Consider the following 20,226-nt stretch of genomic DNA (forward strand, 5'->3'; position numbering starts at 1 on the left):
AACTCTACGGCCTGTTAAGACTAATTGAACACGCTGGGATTTTCTTACGGTGGTAAGCGATAAGCTTGAACGATTAAGGGTATTCATGTTCTTGTTTCTTTTGTACTTGCTGGTGGGCGCTTTTGCCGGACTCCTGGCGGGCTTGTTTGGCATTGGTGGCGGCATGGTGATTGTGCCGGTGCTGGTATTTAGCTTTGTTGCCGTGGGCGTCTCGCCCGATGTACTAACCCATAGTGCGGTGGCAACATCCTTGGCCAGCATTGTGTTTACCTCCATCAGCTCGGTGTGGACGCATCATCGCAACAAGGCCATCATTTGGCGAATCGTGCAGTTGATGACACTGGGCTTAATCGTCGGCACGGCGATCGGCGTTTTTCTTATTTCCTCCGTGCCCGGCCCTGTCCTGCAGAAACTCATCGGCGTGTTCGCCCTGCTGTTGTCGGTAAAAATGCTACTGAACTGGCAGCCGCCCGGTGAGGGGAAAGAGCCGGGCGCGGCGGGCTTAGGCCTGGCCGGCGGCGTGATTGGTTTTGGCTCTGCCTGGTTTGGTATTGGCGGCGGCACATTTACCGTACCTTATCTATCCTGGTTACGCATCAGTATGCGGAGCGCCGTGGCAACATCGGCGGCCTGTGGGTTACCCATCGCTGTGGTGGCAACCCTTACCAATATCGTCGTGGCCTGGAACCACCCGGACTTACCCGAATGGAGCACCGGCTATGTCTACTGGCCCGCCGTGTTGGGCATTGCCATCGCCAGCGTCCCAAGCGCGCGGGTAGGGGCGAAGCTTGCTCATTCTCTGGACGCGAAGCTGCTGAAACGATTATTTGCGATACTGCTGTTTATCGTCGGGATTCGATTCTTGTTCTTTTGATCCGGCCCGTAATGTTACACCAGCGCTAAGGGGCAGCCTCCACCTGCAGGTTTATCGCTCTGCCTGACAGTGCCAGCACACCTCAAAGCTGGCGTCGTTCTCCTCGCCGCACTGCCGGCAATACCAAGCTTCGCCCGCGGGGCGGTTTATCAGGTCATTGATAATGGCTTTGGCTTTTGGATAGTCCGCCTCGGCGACCCACAGCTCGGGCCAGGTCTGGATGGGCGAGAGATCCCCCATGGCACCGGCGGCATACTCATTTTTGAGCGTGCTTTCAATGCCGCTTTCGCGCAGCAGGTTGCGGGCGTTCTCGACCAGAATTTTATTCTCGTGGGTATAGACCAGCTGCATAAGGCCTCCGCGTTTGTTTTTCTCAATGTATCACACATACGACGGCATCGGGATGGCCGGAGAAAGGCGAATCGGTTAGGCTTAGGGCTGGATGCCGACCAAGGACACACTAGCCCTATGCGATCAAACCCCAAGAGTAAAATCAGCCTCAAGGCCATTGTCGGTTTAGCGATAGTGCTTTTGCTAAAAGCCTCATTGGCAGGCGCCGAGACCGGATCGGCCAACGAGGCGGCGATAGATGCCGGGCGGATTCACAGTACGGGGCAGGTGATTGAGGCCAATGCCAGCGCGACGGACAGTCAGATTCAGGCGCGGCTGGAGGCGATTCTTGCCAGTTCAGAGCAATTTAACCAGCTAGAGGTCCGGGTGGATAACGGGCTGGTGTTTTTGCGCGGCTTTACCGATAAGCGAGCGTTCATCGAGTGGGCCGAGGGTATTGCCAGCAACACGCAAGGCGTGGTGGCAGTGGTAAATAATCTGGAGCAGAGCCCCGGCAGCTACTTCAGCGCCTCGGTGTTCAAGGCTGAGCTGGTGAAGGCCTGGTACCGGTTTTTACACACCTTGCCCCTGCTGCTGGCCGCGGCACTGACCTTTGTGGTGTTCTTTTTCGTCTCGCGCCCGGTGTCGGCGTTTTTGGTGGGGCCGGTGCGCTATGTCACCGACAGCGCCTTAATCAAGGTCGTGCTGCAGCGCATCGTCGCGGTGCTGATTGTCCTGCTGGGCTTGTACTTCTTTTTGCGGATTGCCGGGCTCACCCAGTTTGCCGTCGCGGTGATGAGCGGTACCGGCCTGTTGGGGCTGGTGGTGGGTTTTGCCTTTCGCGATATCGCGGAGAACTTTATCGCCAGCTTGCTGATCAGCATGCAGCGGCCTTTTCGTTTGGGCGATGTGATTGAAGTGAGCGGTTTTCGCGGCGTGGTGCAAAAGGTTACCACCCGCGGCACGACTCTGGTGGATTTTGACGGCAACCATATCCAGGTGCCCAACGCCACCATCTATAAAAACGTGATTCAGAATTTCTCTGCCAACCCCAACGTGCGCGGTAATTTCTTAATCGGCGTGGGCTACGATTCGCGGGTGCGCTTTGCCCAGGAGACCGCCATGGCGGTCATGCTGGAGCATCCAGCGGTGCTCGCCGACCCCGAACCCCAGGTGTTAATAGAAGAGCTGGCCTCGTCCACCATTAACCTGCGCGTCTACTTCTGGGTGAACGCCAACCAGTACAGTGTGGTGAAAGTGGCATCGGCGCTAATGCGTCAGGTGGTGCGCGCCTTTGAGGCCGCCGACGTCTCCATGCCCGACGACGCCCGCGAAGTTATTTTCCCGCAGGGCGTGCCTTGGGAGTCCAACAGCGAAGCTGGCGATCTACCAGCACCCAAAGAAACCACAGAGCCCCAACCGACCACCCCGCCGCCCGAAGCTGCAGAGCGGCTGTTGGATGACCTGGCCAGCGACACCGGCGATATACAAAAGCAGGCCCAAAACGCCCGCGAGCCGGAAGAAGGAAAGAATATAATTTAACCGATTGCCGGCCGTTTTATGCGTCAAATAGCAACTTGACCCGACGCTTGGATAAACTCTACATTTTTGAATACTATGGAAAGCATTAAATATCAGGTAAGAGTAAGCGACGCATTAGCCGAACTTCTGGATTTTTCCGAGATTTATTGTTCAGCGGCGTGTTGTGGGTTGCAGGCCTTCGAAATACACAGAGGTTTGTTAATCCGTAAAATCATTGACAAGAATCTCGAGGGAACTAGCGGTATAGACTGGTATAACGAGCTGAAAGCAGAAGTCGATTCCCTGCACCACTATATCAGTAACTTAGCGGTTAAGGATGAGACCGAAATTTCTGTTTTTTACCCACAAAACACCAATTTACCTGAATTCCATCTACCCAAGAATGAATTACAACACTTTTTTCTAAGGTGGCAACGGGTTTTTACGCAAACGAAAGGAACCCAAGCGGTACCGTAATAACAGCCATTCAGACGGCTTCGATTATAGGCTCAATTTTTAGGCATTCATAAACAGTAAGTCTAGTTTTCCTTAGATAAAGGACGAAATAGACTTGAGTATTTATATACACCCAACATCAACATTATCTGCTCGAGTAGGGATTCAGCTATTCAATGAGGGGAAACATTCATTATGGGCATTAGTAAGTTATGAAATCACTAACACTTCCCTTAACCGAATATCCGTCCTCGGGTATTGTGAAATATGCCGATAGCGACTACATCATCAAGAATCTTGATAACTCTGTTGTTTTTCTGGATGCTAAGAATCCGGATAAGATTATTGCAGAGCTGCCCATAGAAAATCGTTTTGAAGTCTTATGTCGGGACAACGATAAACTGCTCTTTTTTATTAAAGAAAACGTGTTGAGCATGGCCGACATTTATTGCCTTAGTTTAAATGACTTCAGCTACGAGCTCATAGAAAATTCCAGCTTTAGATTTTGCCTGCCAATCGGCAGCGATGGGAATTATCGATTTTTTAAACAAGAGAATAAGATCGCTAAGCTGAGAAAAGACCAGGATTTAAAAGAACCAAATTTAGAGGAAATTATTGAGATAGACTATCCGCCGTCAGAGTGCCTAGTGATTACTGATTGCATTGTCATCCCCAGCCGAAGCGATTTTATAGACTGCTTTGACAAAAGCGGAGCTCATTTATGGCGAAAGAATTTAAATGACCTTCTCCCTAAATTGGAAGAAAAGAAAGGTTACGAGATAAAACCGTTCGCTAAGGGCTATAAAAATTCGCTTTTAGTATCTGCCAAAAATTACAAATTGATCTCCATCGACATTCCCTCTGGAAAAATTAACTGGATGATTGATGAATGCATCGATTTTAAATGGGTACTTACTGATGATGGCCGGGTTATCACCGTATTCAAGGGCCATTTAAAAATTATCTCTGCGGACACCGGCGAGATCCTGTCGGATAAACTGATCGATGAAGACTGGGTGCAACCCAACCCCATCATGCCCAACTTGTTTCAGATCGCCGTAACAGACACGCATTTGTGGTGTGCTTTTCTAGGCAAAGGCTTGGCGGCTATTAATCTCGAAACAGCAGCTGTCGATTTTTATATTCATCCCAAAAGCACCGTAAACAGCACCCCCAAGATACGCAACAACAGAATGTATCTCCAGCTTAAAGGCGGCGGTATCGGCCTGGATAACACCGGCACTTTTGAGTGCATCCTGGAAGGGGACGGAGGCTATAAAGCAGATAAAGATGACAATTAACATTTTGGAAATGCCATACCTGATTTAATCGGCATGGTTACACCCCGATTTTTTTATAAGAGAACGAACAATGACAAATCGAGATAATGTATCGGCCCTGGCGACCCCGCCGTCCAGCCGCCAGAAATTATTTGTGCGCTACACGCTGGCCATTCTAATTGACCTGGTGGTTCTGGGTTTGTTTAACCAGTTCTGGGGGCGCGTGCACATTGAAACCTTCTCTATTGCGTTGATGGCCGCCGCGTTGATGCAGCTACTGCTTCAGGCAACCTTCAAAATCGAACACTATGTGAGTGATTATTTTAAAACCAAATCCGGCGCTTTAGCCAAGTGTGGGTATGTGGGCTCGGTCTGGTTTGTTCTGTTTATTTCAAAATTTATTATGCTAGGCGCCATTGAGGCGCTGTTTAGCGGCCAAGTGCACTTCGACGGCCGCTTCCACGGCGCTGTCCCCTTTATTGTGGTCGTTACCGTGATGATTGCCGCCGAGGAATTGGTCGTTCGTATTTATCGGCGCCTCGGAGATAAGCCGGCCCAGTAAATGACTAACCCGGGTTTGCGAGCCACGATTTCCTGAACCGCGCAAGGAGCACCTAATGAGTAAACACAGGGTATCCCTAGGACAACTGGCAATTACCGTTGACAACATCGAACAGGCGCTGGGGTTTTACCAGGGCATACTGGGCCTGGACTTTCTGTTTTCACCATCGTCCGAGCTGGCATTTTTGCAGTGCGGCGATACCCGGCTGATGCTGACCACGCCACAGGGCGCGGGTGAGGTGGGCAGAAACTCGATTCCCTATTTTAAAGTCACGGGCATAGAACACTATTTCCGCACGGCAGTGGCCAAGGGCGCACTCGGCGAACGCGAGCCACAGCTTACCGCGGCTATGGACGATCACGACTTGTGGATGGGGTTTCTCCGAGACCCCGATGGCAATTTGATCGGTATTATGGAAGAGGTGGCGCGCTAGCGCTGCCCAAAGAACAAAAACCGATGAAAACGCTACTGACTTTCGTTTTACTCCTGCTCGGCGTTCAGCCTGCCATTGGTGAAGAGTTTAAGGCGCTGGCCATCAACGCCGAAGCGCTCAGCTGGCAACGCTTGGGGGAAAGGGTTTTATTTACGCCGGTATCGGGCAATGAAACCACAGCAGGAATGTACGTCTATCGGGTTAAGTTTGCCAAAGGCCACCGCAATGAGCCCCACTACCACACCGACGACCGCACGATTACCGTGCTCTCGGGCTCCATACGGGTGGGCTATGGCGATCAGGTGGCGGATGCGGACATGGTAGAACTCACCGCGGGCGGTATTTACACCGAGCCGGCCGGTCAAGCGCATTACGTCTGGGCAAGGGACAGTGATGTGATCTTGCAGGTGGTGGGCACAGGCCCCTCGCAAAGAGTGTCGGTTGCCGACTAGATTATAAAAGTGGGGCACTGACCAGACCAGCCGTTGGTATAATGGCCTTTTAACGCTACGTCCGCATAGGGACATGTTCAAACCATGCAACGATTTACCCTGCCCATTCCTCGACCTACGCCACCCTTTAAGCTGCAAATTGGGCTTTGCCTGGTCCTTTGTGCCTCCGCCGCCACGGCGCATTGGCAGCACTGGTCCAATGCGTATCTCTTGACCTCTATGGCCGCTTTTATTGCCTTGCAAGTTATTGTTATGCGCCTGGCGCCAGCGCTCAAACCGCGCACCCTGGTGGTGGGAAAGGAATACCTTCTACTGGAGGAATCCGATGGCTCGGTGCTCTGGCACATCCCGCTTGCGGATGTTACCCGCATTGACGCAGAGAAAAGCCAAGCGCCAACAATAAATGGCGGCGCTGCTGAGTGGTTTGCCCATACGGCCAGCGATAAGTATTCCATTGGCAATACGCTGAACGCGTCGCAAGCCAATGCCACGATGCAAGCGGTTCAGCGCGCGCGAAGAGGAGGGCTGGCCGCTCAAGGGTGACTTCCCGATCAGGCGAGAGGCCGATACCGCGCCATAAACAGCTTTACCGTCTCTTCTATAAAGTACTCGTGCTGCGACATATCGTCACTCAAACTGTAGAGCAGCGGATAGAAAATCAACGACTTTAACTGAAACACAAACTGCTTGGCGGCCAGCTCGCTGTCGGTAATATCCAGCGCTTTATCCGCGACCGCTTCCTTGAGAAAGGGCTCCAAATACCGCAGGCAACCCATGGACGGCTTGTTGATGGCCTGCGCCAGGGCTGCGTCTTTGAGCAGCTGCAAAAACGCCACCCGCGCCACCTGCAAAAAGGCGGGGGAGGCGAGCATGGCGACCTCCTGGCGGGCAATATCGGTGAGTTGCTGATCAACGGGCCGGGCCGCGTCGTAAGTAATCAGCGGCCCCTGATCCACTTTGCTGAACATGGCCTCGAGTATGGCGGCGAACAGCTCGGTTTTGGTGGCAAAGTGGTTGTAGACGGTGCGCTTTGACACCCCAGCGTGGGCGGCAATCTGGTCCATGCTGGTGGCCTCGAGGCCGCTGGAGGCAAAGAGCGCTTCGGCCGAGGCGATGATTTGCAGGCGCTTTTTTTCGGATAGGGTCATAAGAGCGGGCCATCAGTCATTGGCGCCAGTCTAACGGATTTGCAAAAAAATTACACTCAGCAGTTTACTTTTTGCGAAGCGCAGGAGTAAACTGCACCGTACAGTTTACTTTTGGTAACGTCGATGACGCTCACTACATCTGGAAAAGCTCTTTTGGGCAGTCTGCTACTTGGAGGTTGTGTTATGGCCCACTCGTTCGCCGCCGCGCAAGATCAATCCCCCCTGGCACCGACAACCGAGTCGGGCAAGTTTGTGAACCAGGAGCCCTCAGAACCCAGCAGTTTCTGGCGCACGGTAAAGATTTTCTGGCGCTTTATGACCGAAGACCGCATCGACCCGGAGCCCACCGGCGAACTGCCCATGCAGGCGCTCAGCCGCGCCCAGCTGGACGCCCTGAGCGATGACGCGGTGCATGTGATCAAGCTCGGACACTCCTCGCTGCTGCTGAAAGTCATGGGAGAGTACTGGCTGCTGGACCCGGTGTTTTCCGAGCGCGCCTCGCCCTTTGGTTTTATGGGCCCCAAACGCTTTCACCCCGCGCCCATTAGCATCGACGAGCTGCCGCCCATCGCCATGGTGCTGATCTCCCACAACCACTACGATCATCTGGATAAAAAAGCGGTGCGCGCCCTGGCCGACAAAACCCGCGAGTTTTTGGTGCCGCTGGGTGTGGACAAAAACCTGCAGGAGTGGGGCGTCAGCGCCGAGAATATTCAGACCTTTGACTGGTGGCAATCGACAATAGATACCCACGCCAGGCTCACCTTTACCCCCACCCAGCACTTTTCCGGGCGAGGCCTGGGCGATGCCAATGAAACCCTGTGGGGCTCCTGGGTCATTGAAACCGAACACGGCAAGCTGTTTTTCAGCGGCGACTCGGGTTATTTTCCCGGCTTTAAAACCATCGGCGACAGGTTCGGCCCCTTTGACCTGACCTTTATTGAAACCGGCGCCTACAACGAAGACTGGCCGGATGTGCACATGACCCCGGAGCAGAGCGTTACCGCCCACAAGGATCTGCGGGGCAAAACCATGATGCCCATCCACAATGGCACCTTTAATCTGGCGTTTCACGCCTGGTACGATCCGCTGGAGCGCGTCAGTGAAACGGCGCAGCAGCGCGGCGTTGCGCTCACCACCCCCATTGTCGGCGAGGTGATCACCTTGGGTGAACCTATGCCTCAAGAGGCTTGGTGGAAACCGGTGATGGCCGAGTGAGGACAAAACCCGTTTCAATGCCGCTGTTAAACCCCACCGCGCGATAGAGGGCCTGGGCGGCACGGCGCTGCTCGCCCGACCACAACAAAATGTTCATACAGGCCCGCTCTGTGGCAAACAGCAGCTCTTGCCGACTTAGGCCGCGGCGACGGTAACGGCGGGTCATACGGCCGCAGCTCCCGATAGAGAGCGAGCAACCCGGAAAGGTCAGCGCTGCCGGCCAATCGGATCACCGCCACAGCACAATCCCGAACAGCGCCAGCTGCAAACACAGGGCGACCGCGTTGGTAAAGATAATGGCCGGGCGTGCAAAACGTAAACCATATGCCAGCCAAAATCCGTACACCGCGACAAAACCCAGAACAAACCCGAGTGACAAGCTGGAGGCGCCCTGACGCTGCAGCTCACTCACTAGCTGCCCAAGTAAAGCCAGGCAACCGAGGGCGCCAAAAGCCATGCCGGCGATGTCCCAATAGCGATCCGATGCGGAATACAGCCACTTAGCCGCCATGGCCGGCCCCCTCCAGCTGCACCAGCAAGCCCCGGTAGTCTGTGAGCCGGGCGCGAATCCGCGGGTGCTGATCACGGATCTCCTCACCCACTACCACCAGATCGCAACCGGCCGCCAGGGCCGAGCGCGCGCCGTTGGGCGAGTCTTCAAAGGCAAGGCAGCGGGCGGGCTCCACCCCCAGGGCCTGCGCCGCCCGGATAAAGTGCTCCGGGTCCGGCTTGCCGGTTTTGATCAGCTCGGCGGTAATCAAGTGCTGGGGGATGGGCAACCCGGCGGCGCCCAGGCGCAGCTCCGCCATGGCGCGATAACTGGAGGTGGCAATGGCCCAGGGCACAGCGCGGGCCTCCAGTAAGCGAATAAACGCACTGGCGCCGGCAATTTCCACCACCCCGGTAGCGATGACCGACTCTTGCGCCGTCAAATAAGCCACCTCTTTCTCCGCATCCAGGTGCGGGGCAATGCGCGGCAAGTGGTCGATTACCCGCGAGCCCAAAAACGCCTGCAGCACGGCCTCAAGCTCCAGGCCATGGCGCTCGCACCAGACCCCGTAGACTTCGCGTATGGCGACAGACGAATCCAGCAAGGTGCCGTCCATATCAAAGAGTACGGCGTCGTAGTCGGCCAGGTTCAGGGCCGCCAGTTCGGGAGGCGGGGTATCGGGCGGCAAGGCCGCCGCTGATTGGGGTTGGACATTGGTCATACGGGCTCCTGCAGGCAGTACCGAAACAAGCAAAAATGCGCATGCTTGCGGCCTTAGATACTCAAATAGCGCACAAACATGCAACTTCATGCACTATTGTGCGCCCACAAACCGGCAAAAATCCAGTAAAATCTTGCAAAAACCTGCAGGAGTGAGAAATGCTCACCGCTGAACGACAACACTGGATCCTCGAACAGCTCGACCTGAACGGCCGCGTCTATGCCGCCAGCGCCGCCGAAGCCTTGGGCGTGTCGGAAGACACCATCCGGCGGGATCTGAACAAAATGGCGCAACTGCAGCAGCTGCGCCGGGTACACGGCGGCGCTCTGCCCCTGGAGCAAACCACGCCGGACTACATCGATCGGGTCGATAACACCGACAGCCAAAAAGAAGCCTTTGCCCGTGCCGCCATTGGCTATCTGCAGGCGGGGCAGACCATACTTCTGGATTCTGGCGAGAGCTGCCGCCAGCTGGCCCGCCAGCTACCACAGGAGTTACCGCTGACGGTGGTGACCGGGTGCCCGCTCATTATGCTGGAGCTGGCCCGCCATCCGCGGGTTGAGGTGATCGCCCTGGGCGGGCGGTTCTTTAAGCCGGCGCTGCGCACCCTGGGCGTTGGCGCCGCCGAAAGCCTGAAAACCATGCGCCTGGACATCAGCTTTTTCGGTGTTTTCGCTCTGCACCTGCAGCACGGCCTGTCGGTGAATTACGTGGAAGAGGCGGAGATCATGCGGGTGATTGTCGCTCAGTCTGACCGCACCATCGTTATGGGCCGCAGCGACGCCCTGAACAAGGTGGCCCACCATCACATCACCCCTGCCCGCACGCTGGATGCGATTATCTCCGACGCGGACATTGAGCCTGGGTTAAAAGCAAAGTTTGCCGAGCTGGGGGTTGAGGTGGTGGCCGTTTAGCGTGAGGCAAGAGCGAGAATGGCATTGGGGTTGTAGCCTCGCACCACCTCGCCGTTAATCACCAGCAGAGGCACGCCACGACCATTGAGCTGCTCGTAGTCGCGCTTACCTTTGGACGATTTTTCAATATCGTACTCAGTGTAAGGGATGCCTTTCTGGCGCAGCAGCTCGCGGGTTTTTTTGCAGTAGCCACACCAGGCGGTGGCGTAGAGCACCACGCCATCCTGATAACCATCCACCAACTCGGGCGCGGGTGCGAAAGGGTTATCGATAAATCCAAGCTTGATCACAACAGCGAAGGCGATCAGCAGAAACAGCGCAGCTTTCATGAAATGATCTCTAATGACCCAGTCGCCACAGAGGGCTCAACAATATACGTTGTGGCGGAGCATCTTGCCCGCGGCCACGGCAAAACAAAAGGCGGCAGCTCCGTAAAAGACGGCCGCTAAAGCCACACCGGCCTGGGCCACTGCTGAGGCGCCAAAGAGTACAAACACCACACCGACCGCTAACAACACATGGATTTCCACTTTCTGTGCGCCGAGCACTGCCTGGGCGGCGCCCTCTGACGTCTGATCGAGTGCCTCGATGTCTATCTCTAAGCGGCGGCGAGACTCTTGCGCGTCTCAAGGCTCGCACTTTGGCCGCGCTCAATGCGCTGAATAGTACGAACATTCAGCCCCGCCATGCGGGCGAGCTGTTCCTGCGATAGATGCTTTTCGGCTCTTACATCCTGCAAGCGCATAAGCTCTCCCTTACCCAACATTGGGTTATTCTATTGTCGTCCAGAATAACCGATAAGACCATGCAAGCGTAACAGCAAACACCCGACACTTGCCCGACATAGCGCGATAAATTCAAAAATTGTCGCTCTGCGTCAGGATTCTAAAGCCTCAATCTGCGGTCATTCACCCACTTTTACCCAGCGAAAGGCGCGCTTCAGCTCTTCGGTAGCATTGGAGCGATACCACCGCCCATGTGACACCACGAGCCGCTCCGGTTGCCAGGCCAACATAGTCTCGATTGCCGAGTTAAGGGCCAGGTGGCGCCCGCGGTAGCTGAGGCGCAAATCAATAGGCAGCTTGCCGTCCGGGTCGAGAATGCCGGCCAGTTTCATCAAAAACTTCAGGGGTTTTGAGTGCACTTTCTGCGGTTCAAAGTTCTCGATAAGATCGGCGAGAATTAACGTGCGCGATGACCGGTGAAAAAATACAACTTCTTCCAACACACGGCTGCCTGTGACCAGCAATTGCTCCATCTCGGCGTGCCAGGGTGTGGCTTGCGCGCTATCCAAGTCGGCATCAAAACCCCAGCCGCATTTTTGCGCTGCCGCCCGCGCACCGGGCGATGCCCACTTTTTTGCGTCGGGGTAGTGCTCGGCCCACTGGCCGATCCACCAGTAGTGAATACGGTTGGGCGAGACGAGATGCTTCACCTCACCCAGCTCATCAACGGCGCGTTTCAGATCGGGCGTCAGTTCAACAGGGGAGTGCACAAAAAGATCATCGCCTTGCAGGCGAACAATCGTCGTACGTGTCGGGAAGGGCACACTTTTAAAGTGGATGAGCGGTCCATCGACCACCCAGATATTGTCATCGACCGGCTTAAGCGTTTGCAGTGGCTCGTAGACACCGACCGCTGAGTGAGTCGCTTTCACAGAACACCTCTCCTTGTAACCGCAGGGCGACAATCCGCGTCTCATGGCGGACGTTTGCGCGTTGAGGAAATCTACCGGCAATGCACCGATAACACAAGGACAGACGTACAGGGGGGAGCCTGCCCGCAATAAGCGGGCAGGCGAGTCACATCAGCAACCGAGATTGTTGCCGGGCGTTACACCCAGAATTTGGGTGAAGTCTTGGTAGAGGTTGATCCGGCTTTGCACTTGCCCCGGATTGCCACCGTTACACTCCAGCGAACCATTGATGGTGCGAATGGTTTCACCAAAGCCGTTACCGTTGACCATGGACTGGTGCGCCGGACGATAGCCCGCCCCGCTTTGCGTCATCCAGAACCAGAGCGCGGTACGCCACGCGGTGGTGGGGTTTTGCGCAACTTGATCAGGGTTGGCCCACAGGTTCAGCCCCAGTGCCTGACCGGCCGTGCAGTAGTTGTAGTTCCAGCTCAACTGAATCGGCCCGCGACCAAAGTACTTCTTACCGGGCGCACAGACACCACAGGGCGTGGCACCGCCGGAGCAGTAAGTACCCTGAGCGATTTCCTCAATGTAGTAGAGCCCACCGGTTTCGTGCGAGAAGTTGGCAAGCGCTGCTGCCGCCTCACGCTTTTTGGTGGTGAGGTTGCCGGTGCCGGCAAAGGCCGGGAAAGTGGCCGCCGCATTCACCAGGCCCGCATAGGTGTAAAAGCTGTTGCGGTTGGGGAACATCTGATTGAACTGCGCTTCGCTGACAATCGAGGCAAAACCGTTGTTACCCGAAGAGCTCGAGGACGAACTGCTGCTGCCACCGGGGCACGAGGGCGTCGGATCCCAGAACCAGGTGCTGATGGTCGGGTCGTAGCCGGGGTTGTCGTGCTCGGCAATGTAGTATGAACCCTGGTAGATCACCACGTCGCCGGCGTAGTAGACCGCGTTGGACGACCACTGCGGGCAACTGCCGCCACCGGTAGAGGACGAGCTGCTGGATGAGCTCGACGAGGAGCTACTGCTGCTCGAGCTGGAAGACGAACTGCCCGTGCCATTGCAGGCACCGAGTTCATTCCAGGCATTGGTCCAGGCCCAGCCGGAGCCCGGCGCGTAAGGGCCGCCAATGCTGCACCAGCCACCCACCGTGCACTGGTAAGCCGCGTTGTTGTTTTTGACGATAGAGCCGTTGCCGTAGCTGCTGCCATCGACGTATTGAGGTGTTCCGGAACAATTGTAGGCGTGGGCCTGGCCGGCAAAGAATGCCGCCAGCAAAACCGCCGCCGCGATTTTTAGGTATTTCATAGTGAATTCCTTTGCGTGTATTGGGAGCTTGTTAACCGCTATACATCAGCGAAGTTTTTCACCACACAGCTATTACACTGGCCCCTGGAGCTTTGCGTACAAGCGCGGGCAAACGCTTGAGCATGGAGAGTGCGTGACACTTCAACAAACGGTGTTTCTTATGTTTTTACATAGCCGTTATGGACGAATGAGCGCCGTCAGATTTCAGCGCGCCCTTGACCCTAGTGGAAGTTGACAACGTTGTCAATTTAAGCGGGAAAAACTGCTCTGAATGTCACGAATTTTAGGTAAATGGTAGCAACAGGCGCCAAACACGCGCTAGGCGCGCCTGTCTTTAACGTAGAGCACCGGCGTCTGACCGCTGGCCGGTTTGCGGCGGGAAAGATCAAACAGCTCTGTCGCCTCAATCAGCTTAGACAAGGAGGCGTAACCGTAGGTGCGTGAATCAAAGTCGGGGTACTGGCGTTTGATCAGCCCACCGCAGTTACCCAGCGGCGCCCAGCCGTCATCGTCGGCGTACTCGCTGATGGAGTTGCGCAATATGCTGATCAGGCGGGCATCACCACTCAATTGCTGACGGCTTTTCTTTTGCTGCTTATCGTCGCTTGGCTTGTTGGTGTCCTCGGGCACTTGGTCGGTTTCCAGATCGCGCAATACCTCGGTGTAGATAAAGTCGTCGCAGGCGTTGCGAAAGGCCACCGGGGTTTTCTGCTCGCCCACCCCAAACACGTAAATCTGCGACTCCTTCAGGCGCGAAGCCAGTTTGGTGAAATCACTGTCGCTGGAAATCAGCGCAAAGGCATCAAATTTGTTGGAGTAGAGCAGGTCCATGGCATCGATGATCATGGCCGCGTCGGAGGAGTTTTTCCCCTGAGTGTAGGAAAACTGCTGCACTGGATTAATCGCCAACTCATTGAGTGGCAGCTTCCAGTTTTTCAGGTGTGTGGAGCTCCAGTCCCCATAGGCTTTTTTGACGATAATGTGCCCATGCTTGGAAAGCTCCGCCAGGGCCGCGCCTAACACCGAACACTGCGCGTTTTCCGCATCAATTAAAACGGCAATCTTTTTCTCGGTATCCAGATCCTTCATAGACTCCCCCGTGTCGGTTTCAGCCGGCGCTTGTCTTAACGGCTACTTTACTCCAGCTCCATTCGCTGCCTGAGACTTAAAGGGCGCATGTCCTGCCAAATCTCTTCAATATAGGCCAGGCACTCATCCTTGGTGCCCTCTTTGCCCACCGCCGTCCAGCCGAGCGGTAATGCCCGGTCGGCTGGCCAGATGGAGTATTGCTCTTCGGCGTTAACCACCACAGTGAAAACCGTGTCGTCGTCCCACTCCATGCGCAATCCCTCTGTAAACTCTGAGCATAGAGCTTATGCCGGAACCGCCGCCGGGTCCATCCAAAAGAACTCCCATACGTGGCCATCCAAATCGGCAATCGCGCGACTGTACATAAACCCTAGATCCTGTACCGGGTTTACATCCGCCGTGCCGCCGTTTTCCCCCGCTGTTTGGGTGACGGCATCAACGGCCTCGCGGCTGTCGCAGGTAAACGCCAGCATCACCTCGCTGGCGGTGGCCGGAGGAATGGGTCTGTCGGTAAAACTGCGCCATTTATCGTGTGTCAGCAGCATCACATGGATGGTCTCGCTGCAGACCATGCAGGCGGCCGTGTCATCGGTAAACTGCGGATTGTTGGTAAAGCCAAGTGCCGTGTAAAAGGCCATAGATGCTTTTAGATCGGCCACAGGTAGATTAACAAAAATCATTTTCGACATAAGTGTTCCCTCTTTTACTGTTGGAAAGTCGGATATCGACTCCCCAGTGATCGAATAACGACACCCCCATTCGACAGCCACTGTAACCGGACCGCCAATAGGCTATAATCCGCCCCTTTTCTCCCTGATTGATTTTTGACCAATGACTGTAGAAACCTATACCCCCGGCAGCGGTAACCCGACCACCACCCTGAGCTCACCGGCCAAGGTGTTAAAAGAGGGCGCCAGCAGCGGCGGCAACCGCATTGGCTTTGTCAGCCTGGGCTGTCCGAAAAACCTGGTGGACTCCGAGCGCATTCTCACCCAGCTGCGCACCGAGGGCTATGACATAGTGCCCAGCTACAATGACGCGGATATGGTGATTGTGAACACCTGCGGCTTTATCGACAGCGCGGTGGAAGAATCCCTGGCGACCATCGGCGAGGCCCTGCAGGAAAACGGCAAGGTGCTGGTGACCGGCTGTCTGGGCGCCAAAGAAAACACCATCCGCGAGATTCACCCAGGCGTGTTGGGCATTACCGGCGCCCACGCCTACGAGCAAGTACTGGAGCAAGTGCACAGCCACATACCGCCGCGCGCCGACCACAACCCCTTTACCGATCTGGTGCCGCCCCAGGGCATCAAGCTCACCCCCAGGCACTACGCCTACCTGAAGATTTCCGAGGGCTGCAACCACAGCTGCAGCTTTTGCATTATTCCATCCATGCGCGGCAAGCTGGTGAGCCGGCCCATCGGCCAGGTGATGAGCGAGGCCGAGCGGCTGGTCAAGGCGGGCGTGCAGGAGCTGCTGGTGATCTCGCAGGATACCTCGGCCTACGGCGTGGATAGCCGCTACCGCACGGATTTCTGGGACGGTCGCCCCATGAAAACAGACCTCTACAACCTCTGCCAGGGCCTGGGTGAACTGGGCGCCTGGGTGCGCCTGCACTATGTCTACCCCTACCCGAATGTGGACAACCTGATGCCGCTGATGGCCGAGGGCAAGATCCTGCCCTATCTGGATATTCCGTTTCAGCACGCCAGCCCAAAAATCCTCAAGGCCATGCGCCGCCCCGGACAGGTGGAAAAAACCCTGGAGCGCATCGGCAACTGGCGCGCTCAGGTGCCAGATCTGACCCTGCGCTCGACCTTTATCGTCGGCTTTCCCGGCGAGACCGAAGAGGACTTTGACACCCTGCTGGCCTTTATGCAGGAGGCGCAGTTGGATCGGGTGGGCTGCTTTCAGTACTCACCGGTCGATGGCGCCAGCGCCAACGAGCTGCCGGATTCCGTGCCCGATGAAATCAAGCAAGAGCGCTTTGACCGCTTTATGCAGTTGCAACAGCAGATCTCCGCCGACAAGCTGCAGCGAAAAATCGGCCAGACGCTGGAAATCCTGGTGGATGAAATCGACGAAGAGGGCGCTATTGGCCGCACCAAAGGCGACGCCCCGGAAATCGACGGCATGGTCTATCTGCCCGCCGAGGGTCTCACGGTGGGCCAGAGAGTTAATGCTCTGGTCGAGCACGCCGACGAATACGACCTCTGGGCCACGCCCGTGCAATAAAAATCGTGCATGGCGCGTAAAATGCGGTAGCATTCACCCATGCGCCGCGCACATTCACCACAACAGGGCTTTACCCTGATCGAGCTGGTCGCCGTTATTGCCATACTCGGCATTCTGGCGGCGACCGCCATTCCCCGCTTTATCAACCTGCGAACGGCGGCCATCGAAAGCACCATGGAGGCCATGACCGGCGCCATGAAAAGCGCGGCCAGCCTGGTCTATGCCCAGGCCATTGTCGAGGGGGTGCACCAGGAGCCGGCCGCCAGCGTCACCATCCAGGGCACCACTGTCGATACGGTTTACGGTTACCCGGCGGGCACCGCCAATGGCATAGACACCATGATGATCTCCCAGGGCTGGAAAGAGCGCGCCAGTGTCTACGCCGGCGCCTGGGTCTACTGGCAGGGTGTGATTCAGGAAGACGCGGGCGATGCCCAGTGCTACCTGCGCTATCGCCAGCCCACCGCCGCCAATACCCCGCCGGTAATCAACGTCGTTACCTCTGGCTGTTAGGCGTCTATACTCAGGGCCTGGCAACATCCGGGTACCGATATGCGCGTCTTAATCTTTTGTATTGTCTTATCCCTTGGCGCGGCAGCAGCACCCAAAGAGATACCATCCCCCACGTTTAGCCACGAGGACATTCTCGCCGCGGTACTGGCAAAAGCCGGGCTTGAGGCCGCTGATGTTACTGTCACCGTGTTTCGCTACGATTACCTGCAAGGGCTCTGGCACCTTGAGCTAGCGCCCAAAGAGCCGGTCTGCATTGACTGTTTGCCCTCATTTTATATTCGCAACCGGACACCTCTTCACGTGGAGACCATACCCCATGGGTAGCATTGTGACGCTGATCGCCGCCGGTATTTTTATCTACCTGGGCTTTAAACTCTTTTCATCCCGCGCGGCGCGTGCCTCGCGCGAGCGGCTGATCGACACCTACCCCTTTCCTCCCGCGATCAAGGACAAAGTCCGCCAGGCCTACCCGCATTTAACGGACGCGCAAGCGGACAAAGTCATGGACGGGCTGCGTGAGTATTTTCAACTGTGCAACATTGCCGGTAAGCGCATGGTGGCCATGCCCTCGCAAGCGGTGGATACCGCCTGGCACGAATTTATTTTGTTTACCCGCAAGTATCAGTATTTTTGCGAAAAGGCGCTGGGCAAATTTTTGCACCACACCCCGGCCGAGGCCATGCGCACGCCCACACAGGCGCAACAGGGGATTAAAACGGCGTGGAAAATTTCCTGCTTTCGGGAAAAGCTCTCCCCCAGCTCGCCCCAGCGACTGCCGCTGCTCTTTGCCATGGACACGGAGTTAGCCATCGCCGATGGCTTTCACTATACAGTCAATTGCCAAAAGACCGGCGAAGGCTACTGCGCCAGTCACATCGGTTGCGGCTCGGGTTGCGGGGGTTGTTCGGGCGGGGATGGTTGCGGTAGCGGCTGCGGCGGCGATTAACACCGCCGCCGAGCCATCACTCGTTAACGTTTTTGTCGAGGGGTATCCTTGGTAGCCGCCGGGGTGACTTCCAGCTCAAACGGCGCAAGCGGCAGGCCGGCGCTGTTAAACACATTGGCCTCATCCGGGAAATCCGACCAGGCGTAGCGCACCGCCACCGGCTGCTCAATGTCGCCGCTCCAAACACGTATCACATTGTCCTCGACAATCTGCGCGCTGGCGTGCACGAACTCACCGTCGGCACCGGCAATCGCAAAGCCCTGCGGCTTGCCGCCGCGCGCTTTCAGGCCGCGGGCCACATGAGCGACGTTGATAAAGGCCTCACCGCCTTCCACGCTCAGGTAATAGGGCGCCGGCGCCTCGGCCTCCAGGCGGCTTTCACCGTACACCTGCTTGAGCGCCAGCAGAGCCATGCGCTCGCCCACGTCTTTTTTATTGAGCGGGTGAATATCGTTCCATTCACCGAGATCAATAGTCACCGCCATGGCGGTGTTGGGCTCCGACAGGCTCTGGCTCTGCGCCGCACGCATCTCGGCCCAGCCACTTTGCACCGGCTCATCCACCGGCTCTCCAAAGCCCGGTAACTGGGCAAAGATAAACGGCAGGCGGGGCTGGCCGAATTCACTGCGCCACTGGCGAATCATGGCCGGCAGCAAGGTGACATACTCATCCGCTTTGTCGGCGTTGCTCTCACCCTGATACCAGAGCACACCCTTGAGCGGCATGGGGGTGATGGGCGCCAGCATGGCGTTGTAGATGCCCACCGGCTGACCCATATCCCAAAATTCGCGCGAAGGCGCGGGGTCCACAGCAGCGCCGATGCGCGCACGCCACTCGCCGTCCAGTGCCAGACTCAGCTCGCCCACTTCCAGACGGTAGGGCTTGTCTTTGACAAAGCCACCGCCGCCGCCGTTGGTGACCGCGCGCACCACTATGCTGTTGGCGCCGGCTTTTAACAGGCCCTCGGGTACCGGGTAGCGGCGCTGAGGGTATTTGTAAGTGGTGTTGCCTACCTGCTGACCGTTGACGTAGACGGTATCGGCATCCACCACCCGGCCCAGGCGCAGCATGGCCGGCTGCCCGGCCGCCTCGGCGGGCAGGTTCACGGTTTTGCGCAGCCAGAGCACGCCACTCAGATCCGGCAGGCCGCTGTGCGTCCACTGGCCGGGCAGGGTGACCGCTTGCCAGTCGCTGTCGTCAATGTCGGCGGCGGACCAGCTGGGCCGGGCCTTGAGGCCTTTATCGGCCTGCTCCAATGCGCCGTACCAAGGCGCCGCGGCAGCGTCATCCTCGGCCTTGGCGTTTGCCACATAGCCAGGCTCGGCGTTGCGCTCGGCCTGCGCCAGGTAGTGCGGGTAGGCTTTGAGCGCCGCCGGGTTCATCCACGCCTGGGCGCCGGAGCCGCCGTAGGCGTTCATGATGATGCCCACGGGAACATCCTGGGTCTTCTCGATCTGGCGGGCAAAAAAGTAGCCTACGGCGGTAAAGTTGAGGGCATTATCCGGAGTGGCCGCCAGCCACTCGCCGCCCGGCAGGTCTTGCTCAGGGCCATCGTAGACGGCGTTTTTCGGTACCTGGAAGTGGCGAATACGCGGGTTGTCCGCACTGGCCAGTACCTCGGCGTAGCGCTCCTTGATGTTCGACATTTTCATTTCCATGTTCGACTGGCCGGCCGCGAGCCAGACATCGCCGAAGTAAATGTCGTTAAACGCCAAGCGGTTATCTGCCTTGATGACCAAAGTGTGCGGGCCTCCCGCTGGGTAGGCGTCGCCCTCGTAGTACCAGCGGCCAGTGGCATCGGCCTTAAACTCGGCCAGCTCGCGATCATCGAGCACCAGGCGAATGGATTCCCCCGGATCGGCCCGGCCCCATAAAGTCAGGGGTTGTTCGCGCTGCAGCACAGCGCCGTCGCTGATTAATCGGTGGGGTTGCACGTCTGCAGCGCAGGGCAAGAAGATAAGGCTGGCCAAGAGGCCGGCAAGCAGGGGCAGGGACACTTTCATAGGCACACACTGTAGTTTCGATTTTTATGGTCGCAATGACTATAATACGCAAGAAGCCAGCGGCTGAAAACTCGCGCCCAATGCCCCACTTGCG

At 56.7% G+C, this 20,226-nt stretch carries 27 protein-coding genes; 14 read left to right on the forward strand and 13 right to left on the reverse strand.

The features are described from left to right. The first annotated feature begins 85 nt into the window (after nucleotides 1–85). Nucleotides 86–874 (forward strand): sulfite exporter TauE/SafE family protein, encoded by a 789-nt coding sequence (locus tag QWI16_RS05030; protein WP_302711660.1) that lies wholly within the window; start codon nucleotides 86–88, stop codon nucleotides 872–874. A 51-nt stretch (nucleotides 875–925) separates the two neighbouring features. On the opposite strand, the gene QWI16_RS05035 is transcribed toward QWI16_RS05030, so the two are convergent. Beyond that, nucleotides 926–1,225, reverse strand: a complete 300-nt coding sequence (locus QWI16_RS05035; protein WP_302711661.1) for a putative signal transducing protein — start codon at nucleotides 1,223–1,225, stop codon at nucleotides 926–928. Between the two features lie 117 nt (nucleotides 1,226–1,342). Here QWI16_RS05035 and QWI16_RS05040 point away from each other — a divergent pair, with 117 nt between their 5' ends. The 7 genes from QWI16_RS05040 (at nucleotide 1,343) to QWI16_RS05070 (ending at nucleotide 6,451) form a co-directional block, all read left to right on the forward strand. Next, nucleotides 1,343–2,746 carry a mechanosensitive ion channel family protein gene (locus QWI16_RS05040; RefSeq protein ID WP_302711662.1) on the forward strand — a complete coding sequence of 468 codons (1,404 nt, stop codon included), beginning with the start codon at nucleotides 1,343–1,345 and terminating at the stop codon, nucleotides 2,744–2,746. A gap of 75 nt (nucleotides 2,747–2,821) precedes the next feature. Further along, nucleotides 2,822–3,202, forward strand: coding sequence for a DUF6331 family protein (locus QWI16_RS05045; protein ID WP_302711900.1), 381 nt, complete (start codon nucleotides 2,822–2,824; stop codon nucleotides 3,200–3,202). Between the two features lie 191 nt (nucleotides 3,203–3,393). Continuing rightward, nucleotides 3,394–4,482 (forward strand): hypothetical protein, encoded by a 1,089-nt coding sequence (locus QWI16_RS05050; protein ID WP_302711663.1) that lies wholly within the window; start codon nucleotides 3,394–3,396, stop codon nucleotides 4,480–4,482. A 70-nt stretch (nucleotides 4,483–4,552) separates the two neighbouring features. After that, on the forward strand, nucleotides 4,553–5,023 hold the full coding sequence (locus QWI16_RS05055) for a hypothetical protein (protein WP_302711664.1): 471 nt from the start codon (nucleotides 4,553–4,555) through the stop codon (nucleotides 5,021–5,023). A 55-nt stretch (nucleotides 5,024–5,078) separates the two neighbouring features. Continuing rightward, nucleotides 5,079–5,456, forward strand: a complete 378-nt coding sequence (locus QWI16_RS05060; protein ID WP_302711665.1) for a VOC family protein — start codon at nucleotides 5,079–5,081, stop codon at nucleotides 5,454–5,456. A gap of 23 nt (nucleotides 5,457–5,479) precedes the next feature. Further along, the gene (locus tag QWI16_RS05065; protein ID WP_302711666.1) at nucleotides 5,480–5,908 is read left to right on the forward strand and encodes a cupin domain-containing protein; all 429 of its coding nucleotides are present in this window, start codon (nucleotides 5,480–5,482) and stop codon (nucleotides 5,906–5,908) included. A gap of 84 nt (nucleotides 5,909–5,992) precedes the next feature. After that, a complete protein-coding gene (locus QWI16_RS05070; RefSeq protein ID WP_302711667.1) occupies nucleotides 5,993–6,451 on the forward strand; it encodes a hypothetical protein in 459 nt (152 codons plus the stop codon). Nucleotides 6,452–6,459: 8 nt separating this feature from the next. Here the strand turns inward: QWI16_RS05070 and QWI16_RS05075 are convergent, their stop codons facing one another. Then, nucleotides 6,460–7,056, reverse strand: coding sequence for a TetR/AcrR family transcriptional regulator (locus QWI16_RS05075; RefSeq protein WP_302711668.1), 597 nt, complete (start codon nucleotides 7,054–7,056; stop codon nucleotides 6,460–6,462). 183 nt (nucleotides 7,057–7,239) lie between these two features. Between QWI16_RS05075 and QWI16_RS05080 the strand changes: the two genes are divergently transcribed. Continuing rightward, nucleotides 7,240–8,274 carry an MBL fold metallo-hydrolase gene (locus tag QWI16_RS05080; protein ID WP_302711669.1) on the forward strand — a complete coding sequence of 345 codons (1,035 nt, stop codon included), beginning with the start codon at nucleotides 7,240–7,242 and terminating at the stop codon, nucleotides 8,272–8,274. Here the strand turns inward: QWI16_RS05080 and QWI16_RS05085 are convergent. The 3 genes from QWI16_RS05085 to QWI16_RS05095 all read right to left on the reverse strand — a co-directional run bounded on the left by QWI16_RS05085 (nucleotide 8,231) and on the right by QWI16_RS05095 (nucleotide 9,485). Then, the gene (locus QWI16_RS05085) at nucleotides 8,231–8,440 is read right to left on the reverse strand and encodes a hypothetical protein (protein WP_302711670.1); all 210 of its coding nucleotides are present in this window, start codon (nucleotides 8,438–8,440) and stop codon (nucleotides 8,231–8,233) included. The two genes, QWI16_RS05080 and QWI16_RS05085, sit on opposite strands and share 44 nt — an antisense overlap. A 63-nt stretch (nucleotides 8,441–8,503) precedes the next feature. Beyond that, entirely contained in the window at nucleotides 8,504–8,785 is a 282-nt protein-coding gene (locus tag QWI16_RS05090) for a PQ-loop repeat-containing protein (RefSeq protein ID WP_302711671.1), read from the reverse strand. Beyond that, nucleotides 8,775–9,485, reverse strand: coding sequence for an HAD-IA family hydrolase (locus QWI16_RS05095; protein WP_302711672.1), 711 nt, complete (start codon nucleotides 9,483–9,485; stop codon nucleotides 8,775–8,777). Before QWI16_RS05095 ends, QWI16_RS05090 begins: the two co-directional genes overlap by 11 nt. 158 nt (nucleotides 9,486–9,643) lie before the next feature. Between QWI16_RS05095 and QWI16_RS05100 the strand changes: the two genes are divergently transcribed. Further along, complete coding sequence (locus tag QWI16_RS05100) at nucleotides 9,644–10,399, forward strand: DeoR/GlpR family DNA-binding transcription regulator (RefSeq protein WP_302711673.1); 756 nt, start codon at nucleotides 9,644–9,646, stop codon at nucleotides 10,397–10,399. Here QWI16_RS05100 and QWI16_RS05105 read toward each other — a convergent pair. The 7 genes from QWI16_RS05105 to QWI16_RS05135 all read right to left on the reverse strand — a co-directional run bounded on the left by QWI16_RS05105 (nucleotide 10,396) and on the right by QWI16_RS05135 (nucleotide 15,124). Continuing rightward, nucleotides 10,396–10,728, reverse strand: a complete 333-nt coding sequence (locus QWI16_RS05105; RefSeq protein ID WP_302711674.1) for a glutaredoxin family protein — start codon at nucleotides 10,726–10,728, stop codon at nucleotides 10,396–10,398. The two genes, QWI16_RS05100 and QWI16_RS05105, sit on opposite strands and share 4 nt — an antisense overlap. Nucleotides 10,729–10,997: 269 nt before the next feature. After that, nucleotides 10,998–11,144, reverse strand: a complete 147-nt coding sequence (locus QWI16_RS05110; RefSeq protein ID WP_302711675.1) for a helix-turn-helix transcriptional regulator — start codon at nucleotides 11,142–11,144, stop codon at nucleotides 10,998–11,000. A 159-nt stretch (nucleotides 11,145–11,303) separates the two neighbouring features. Continuing rightward, nucleotides 11,304–12,056, reverse strand: coding sequence for a DUF4336 domain-containing protein (locus tag QWI16_RS05115; RefSeq protein WP_302711676.1), 753 nt, complete (start codon nucleotides 12,054–12,056; stop codon nucleotides 11,304–11,306). A gap of 150 nt (nucleotides 12,057–12,206) precedes the next feature. Next, nucleotides 12,207–13,346, reverse strand: coding sequence for a glycoside hydrolase family 19 protein (locus tag QWI16_RS05120; protein WP_302711677.1), 1,140 nt, complete (start codon nucleotides 13,344–13,346; stop codon nucleotides 12,207–12,209). A gap of 318 nt (nucleotides 13,347–13,664) precedes the next feature. Further along, on the reverse strand, nucleotides 13,665–14,435 hold the full coding sequence (locus QWI16_RS05125; protein WP_302711678.1) for an NYN domain-containing protein: 771 nt from the start codon (nucleotides 14,433–14,435) through the stop codon (nucleotides 13,665–13,667). Between the two features lie 47 nt (nucleotides 14,436–14,482). Further along, entirely contained in the window at nucleotides 14,483–14,686 is a 204-nt protein-coding gene (locus QWI16_RS05130; protein WP_302711679.1) for an MbtH family protein, read from the reverse strand. A gap of 33 nt (nucleotides 14,687–14,719) precedes the next feature. Beyond that, entirely contained in the window at nucleotides 14,720–15,124 is a 405-nt protein-coding gene (locus tag QWI16_RS05135) for a VOC family protein (protein ID WP_302711680.1), read from the reverse strand. A 142-nt stretch (nucleotides 15,125–15,266) separates the two neighbouring features. Between QWI16_RS05135 and rimO the strand changes: the two genes are divergently transcribed. The 4 genes from rimO to QWI16_RS05155 are packed head-to-tail and all read left to right on the forward strand — an operon-like array spanning nucleotide 15,267 to nucleotide 18,129. After that, entirely contained in the window at nucleotides 15,267–16,670 is a 1,404-nt protein-coding gene (gene rimO / locus QWI16_RS05140) for a 30S ribosomal protein S12 methylthiotransferase RimO (RefSeq protein ID WP_302711681.1), read from the forward strand. 39 nt (nucleotides 16,671–16,709) lie between these two features. Continuing rightward, entirely contained in the window at nucleotides 16,710–17,183 is a 474-nt protein-coding gene (locus tag QWI16_RS05145) for a pilus assembly FimT family protein (protein ID WP_302711682.1), read from the forward strand. Between the two features lie 39 nt (nucleotides 17,184–17,222). Next, nucleotides 17,223–17,507: a hypothetical protein gene (locus QWI16_RS05150; protein ID WP_302711683.1), complete on the forward strand. Its 285-nt coding sequence runs from the start codon at nucleotides 17,223–17,225 to the stop codon at nucleotides 17,505–17,507. Continuing rightward, nucleotides 17,500–18,129, forward strand: a complete 630-nt coding sequence (locus QWI16_RS05155) for a glycine-rich domain-containing protein (RefSeq protein WP_302711684.1) — start codon at nucleotides 17,500–17,502, stop codon at nucleotides 18,127–18,129. The genes QWI16_RS05150 and QWI16_RS05155 overlap by 8 nt, the downstream gene beginning before the upstream one ends. 23 nt (nucleotides 18,130–18,152) lie before the next feature. Here QWI16_RS05155 and QWI16_RS05160 read toward each other — a convergent pair whose 3' ends face one another. Further along, a complete protein-coding gene (locus QWI16_RS05160; protein ID WP_302711685.1) occupies nucleotides 18,153–20,132 on the reverse strand; it encodes a sialate O-acetylesterase in 1,980 nt (659 codons plus the stop codon). Between the last annotated feature and the right edge of the window lie 94 nt (nucleotides 20,133–20,226).

The organism is Gilvimarinus algae (assembly GCF_030518215.1).
Taxonomy (GTDB): domain Bacteria; phylum Pseudomonadota; class Gammaproteobacteria; order Pseudomonadales; family Cellvibrionaceae; genus Gilvimarinus; species Gilvimarinus algae.

Excerpts from the sequence above, each read along its gene's own strand:
- QWI16_RS05030 (WP_302711660.1), top strand. The coding sequence starts at position 86 with ATGTTCTTGTTTCTTTTGTACTTGCTGGTGGGCGCTTTTGCCGGACTC.
- QWI16_RS05035 (WP_302711661.1), bottom strand. The coding sequence starts at position 1,225 with ATGCAGCTGGTCTATACCCACGAGAATAAAATTCTGGTCGAGAACGCC.
- QWI16_RS05040 (WP_302711662.1), top strand. The coding sequence starts at position 1,343 with ATGCGATCAAACCCCAAGAGTAAAATCAGCCTCAAGGCCATTGTCGGT.
- QWI16_RS05045 (WP_302711900.1), top strand. The coding sequence starts at position 2,822 with ATGGAAAGCATTAAATATCAGGTAAGAGTAAGCGACGCATTAGCCGAA.
- QWI16_RS05050 (WP_302711663.1), top strand. The coding sequence starts at position 3,394 with ATGAAATCACTAACACTTCCCTTAACCGAATATCCGTCCTCGGGTATT.
- QWI16_RS05055 (WP_302711664.1), top strand. The coding sequence starts at position 4,553 with ATGACAAATCGAGATAATGTATCGGCCCTGGCGACCCCGCCGTCCAGC.
- QWI16_RS05060 (WP_302711665.1), top strand. The coding sequence starts at position 5,079 with ATGAGTAAACACAGGGTATCCCTAGGACAACTGGCAATTACCGTTGAC.
- QWI16_RS05065 (WP_302711666.1), top strand. The coding sequence starts at position 5,480 with ATGAAAACGCTACTGACTTTCGTTTTACTCCTGCTCGGCGTTCAGCCT.
- QWI16_RS05070 (WP_302711667.1), top strand. The coding sequence starts at position 5,993 with ATGCAACGATTTACCCTGCCCATTCCTCGACCTACGCCACCCTTTAAG.
- QWI16_RS05075 (WP_302711668.1), bottom strand. The coding sequence starts at position 7,056 with ATGACCCTATCCGAAAAAAAGCGCCTGCAAATCATCGCCTCGGCCGAA.
- QWI16_RS05080 (WP_302711669.1), top strand. The coding sequence starts at position 7,240 with ATGGCCCACTCGTTCGCCGCCGCGCAAGATCAATCCCCCCTGGCACCG.
- QWI16_RS05085 (WP_302711670.1), bottom strand. The coding sequence starts at position 8,440 with ATGACCCGCCGTTACCGTCGCCGCGGCCTAAGTCGGCAAGAGCTGCTG.
- QWI16_RS05090 (WP_302711671.1), bottom strand. The coding sequence starts at position 8,785 with ATGGCGGCTAAGTGGCTGTATTCCGCATCGGATCGCTATTGGGACATC.
- QWI16_RS05095 (WP_302711672.1), bottom strand. The coding sequence starts at position 9,485 with ATGACCAATGTCCAACCCCAATCAGCGGCGGCCTTGCCGCCCGATACC.
- QWI16_RS05100 (WP_302711673.1), top strand. The coding sequence starts at position 9,644 with ATGCTCACCGCTGAACGACAACACTGGATCCTCGAACAGCTCGACCTG.
- QWI16_RS05105 (WP_302711674.1), bottom strand. The coding sequence starts at position 10,728 with ATGAAAGCTGCGCTGTTTCTGCTGATCGCCTTCGCTGTTGTGATCAAG.
- QWI16_RS05110 (WP_302711675.1), bottom strand. The coding sequence starts at position 11,144 with ATGCGCTTGCAGGATGTAAGAGCCGAAAAGCATCTATCGCAGGAACAG.
- QWI16_RS05120 (WP_302711677.1), bottom strand. The coding sequence starts at position 13,346 with ATGAAATACCTAAAAATCGCGGCGGCGGTTTTGCTGGCGGCATTCTTT.
- QWI16_RS05125 (WP_302711678.1), bottom strand. The coding sequence starts at position 14,435 with ATGAAGGATCTGGATACCGAGAAAAAGATTGCCGTTTTAATTGATGCG.
- QWI16_RS05130 (WP_302711679.1), bottom strand. The coding sequence starts at position 14,686 with ATGGAGTGGGACGACGACACGGTTTTCACTGTGGTGGTTAACGCCGAA.
- QWI16_RS05135 (WP_302711680.1), bottom strand. The coding sequence starts at position 15,124 with ATGTCGAAAATGATTTTTGTTAATCTACCTGTGGCCGATCTAAAAGCA.
- rimO (WP_302711681.1), top strand. The coding sequence starts at position 15,267 with ATGACTGTAGAAACCTATACCCCCGGCAGCGGTAACCCGACCACCACC.
- QWI16_RS05145 (WP_302711682.1), top strand. The coding sequence starts at position 16,710 with ATGCGCCGCGCACATTCACCACAACAGGGCTTTACCCTGATCGAGCTG.
- QWI16_RS05150 (WP_302711683.1), top strand. The coding sequence starts at position 17,223 with ATGCGCGTCTTAATCTTTTGTATTGTCTTATCCCTTGGCGCGGCAGCA.
- QWI16_RS05155 (WP_302711684.1), top strand. The coding sequence starts at position 17,500 with ATGGGTAGCATTGTGACGCTGATCGCCGCCGGTATTTTTATCTACCTG.
- QWI16_RS05160 (WP_302711685.1), bottom strand. The coding sequence starts at position 20,132 with ATGAAAGTGTCCCTGCCCCTGCTTGCCGGCCTCTTGGCCAGCCTTATC.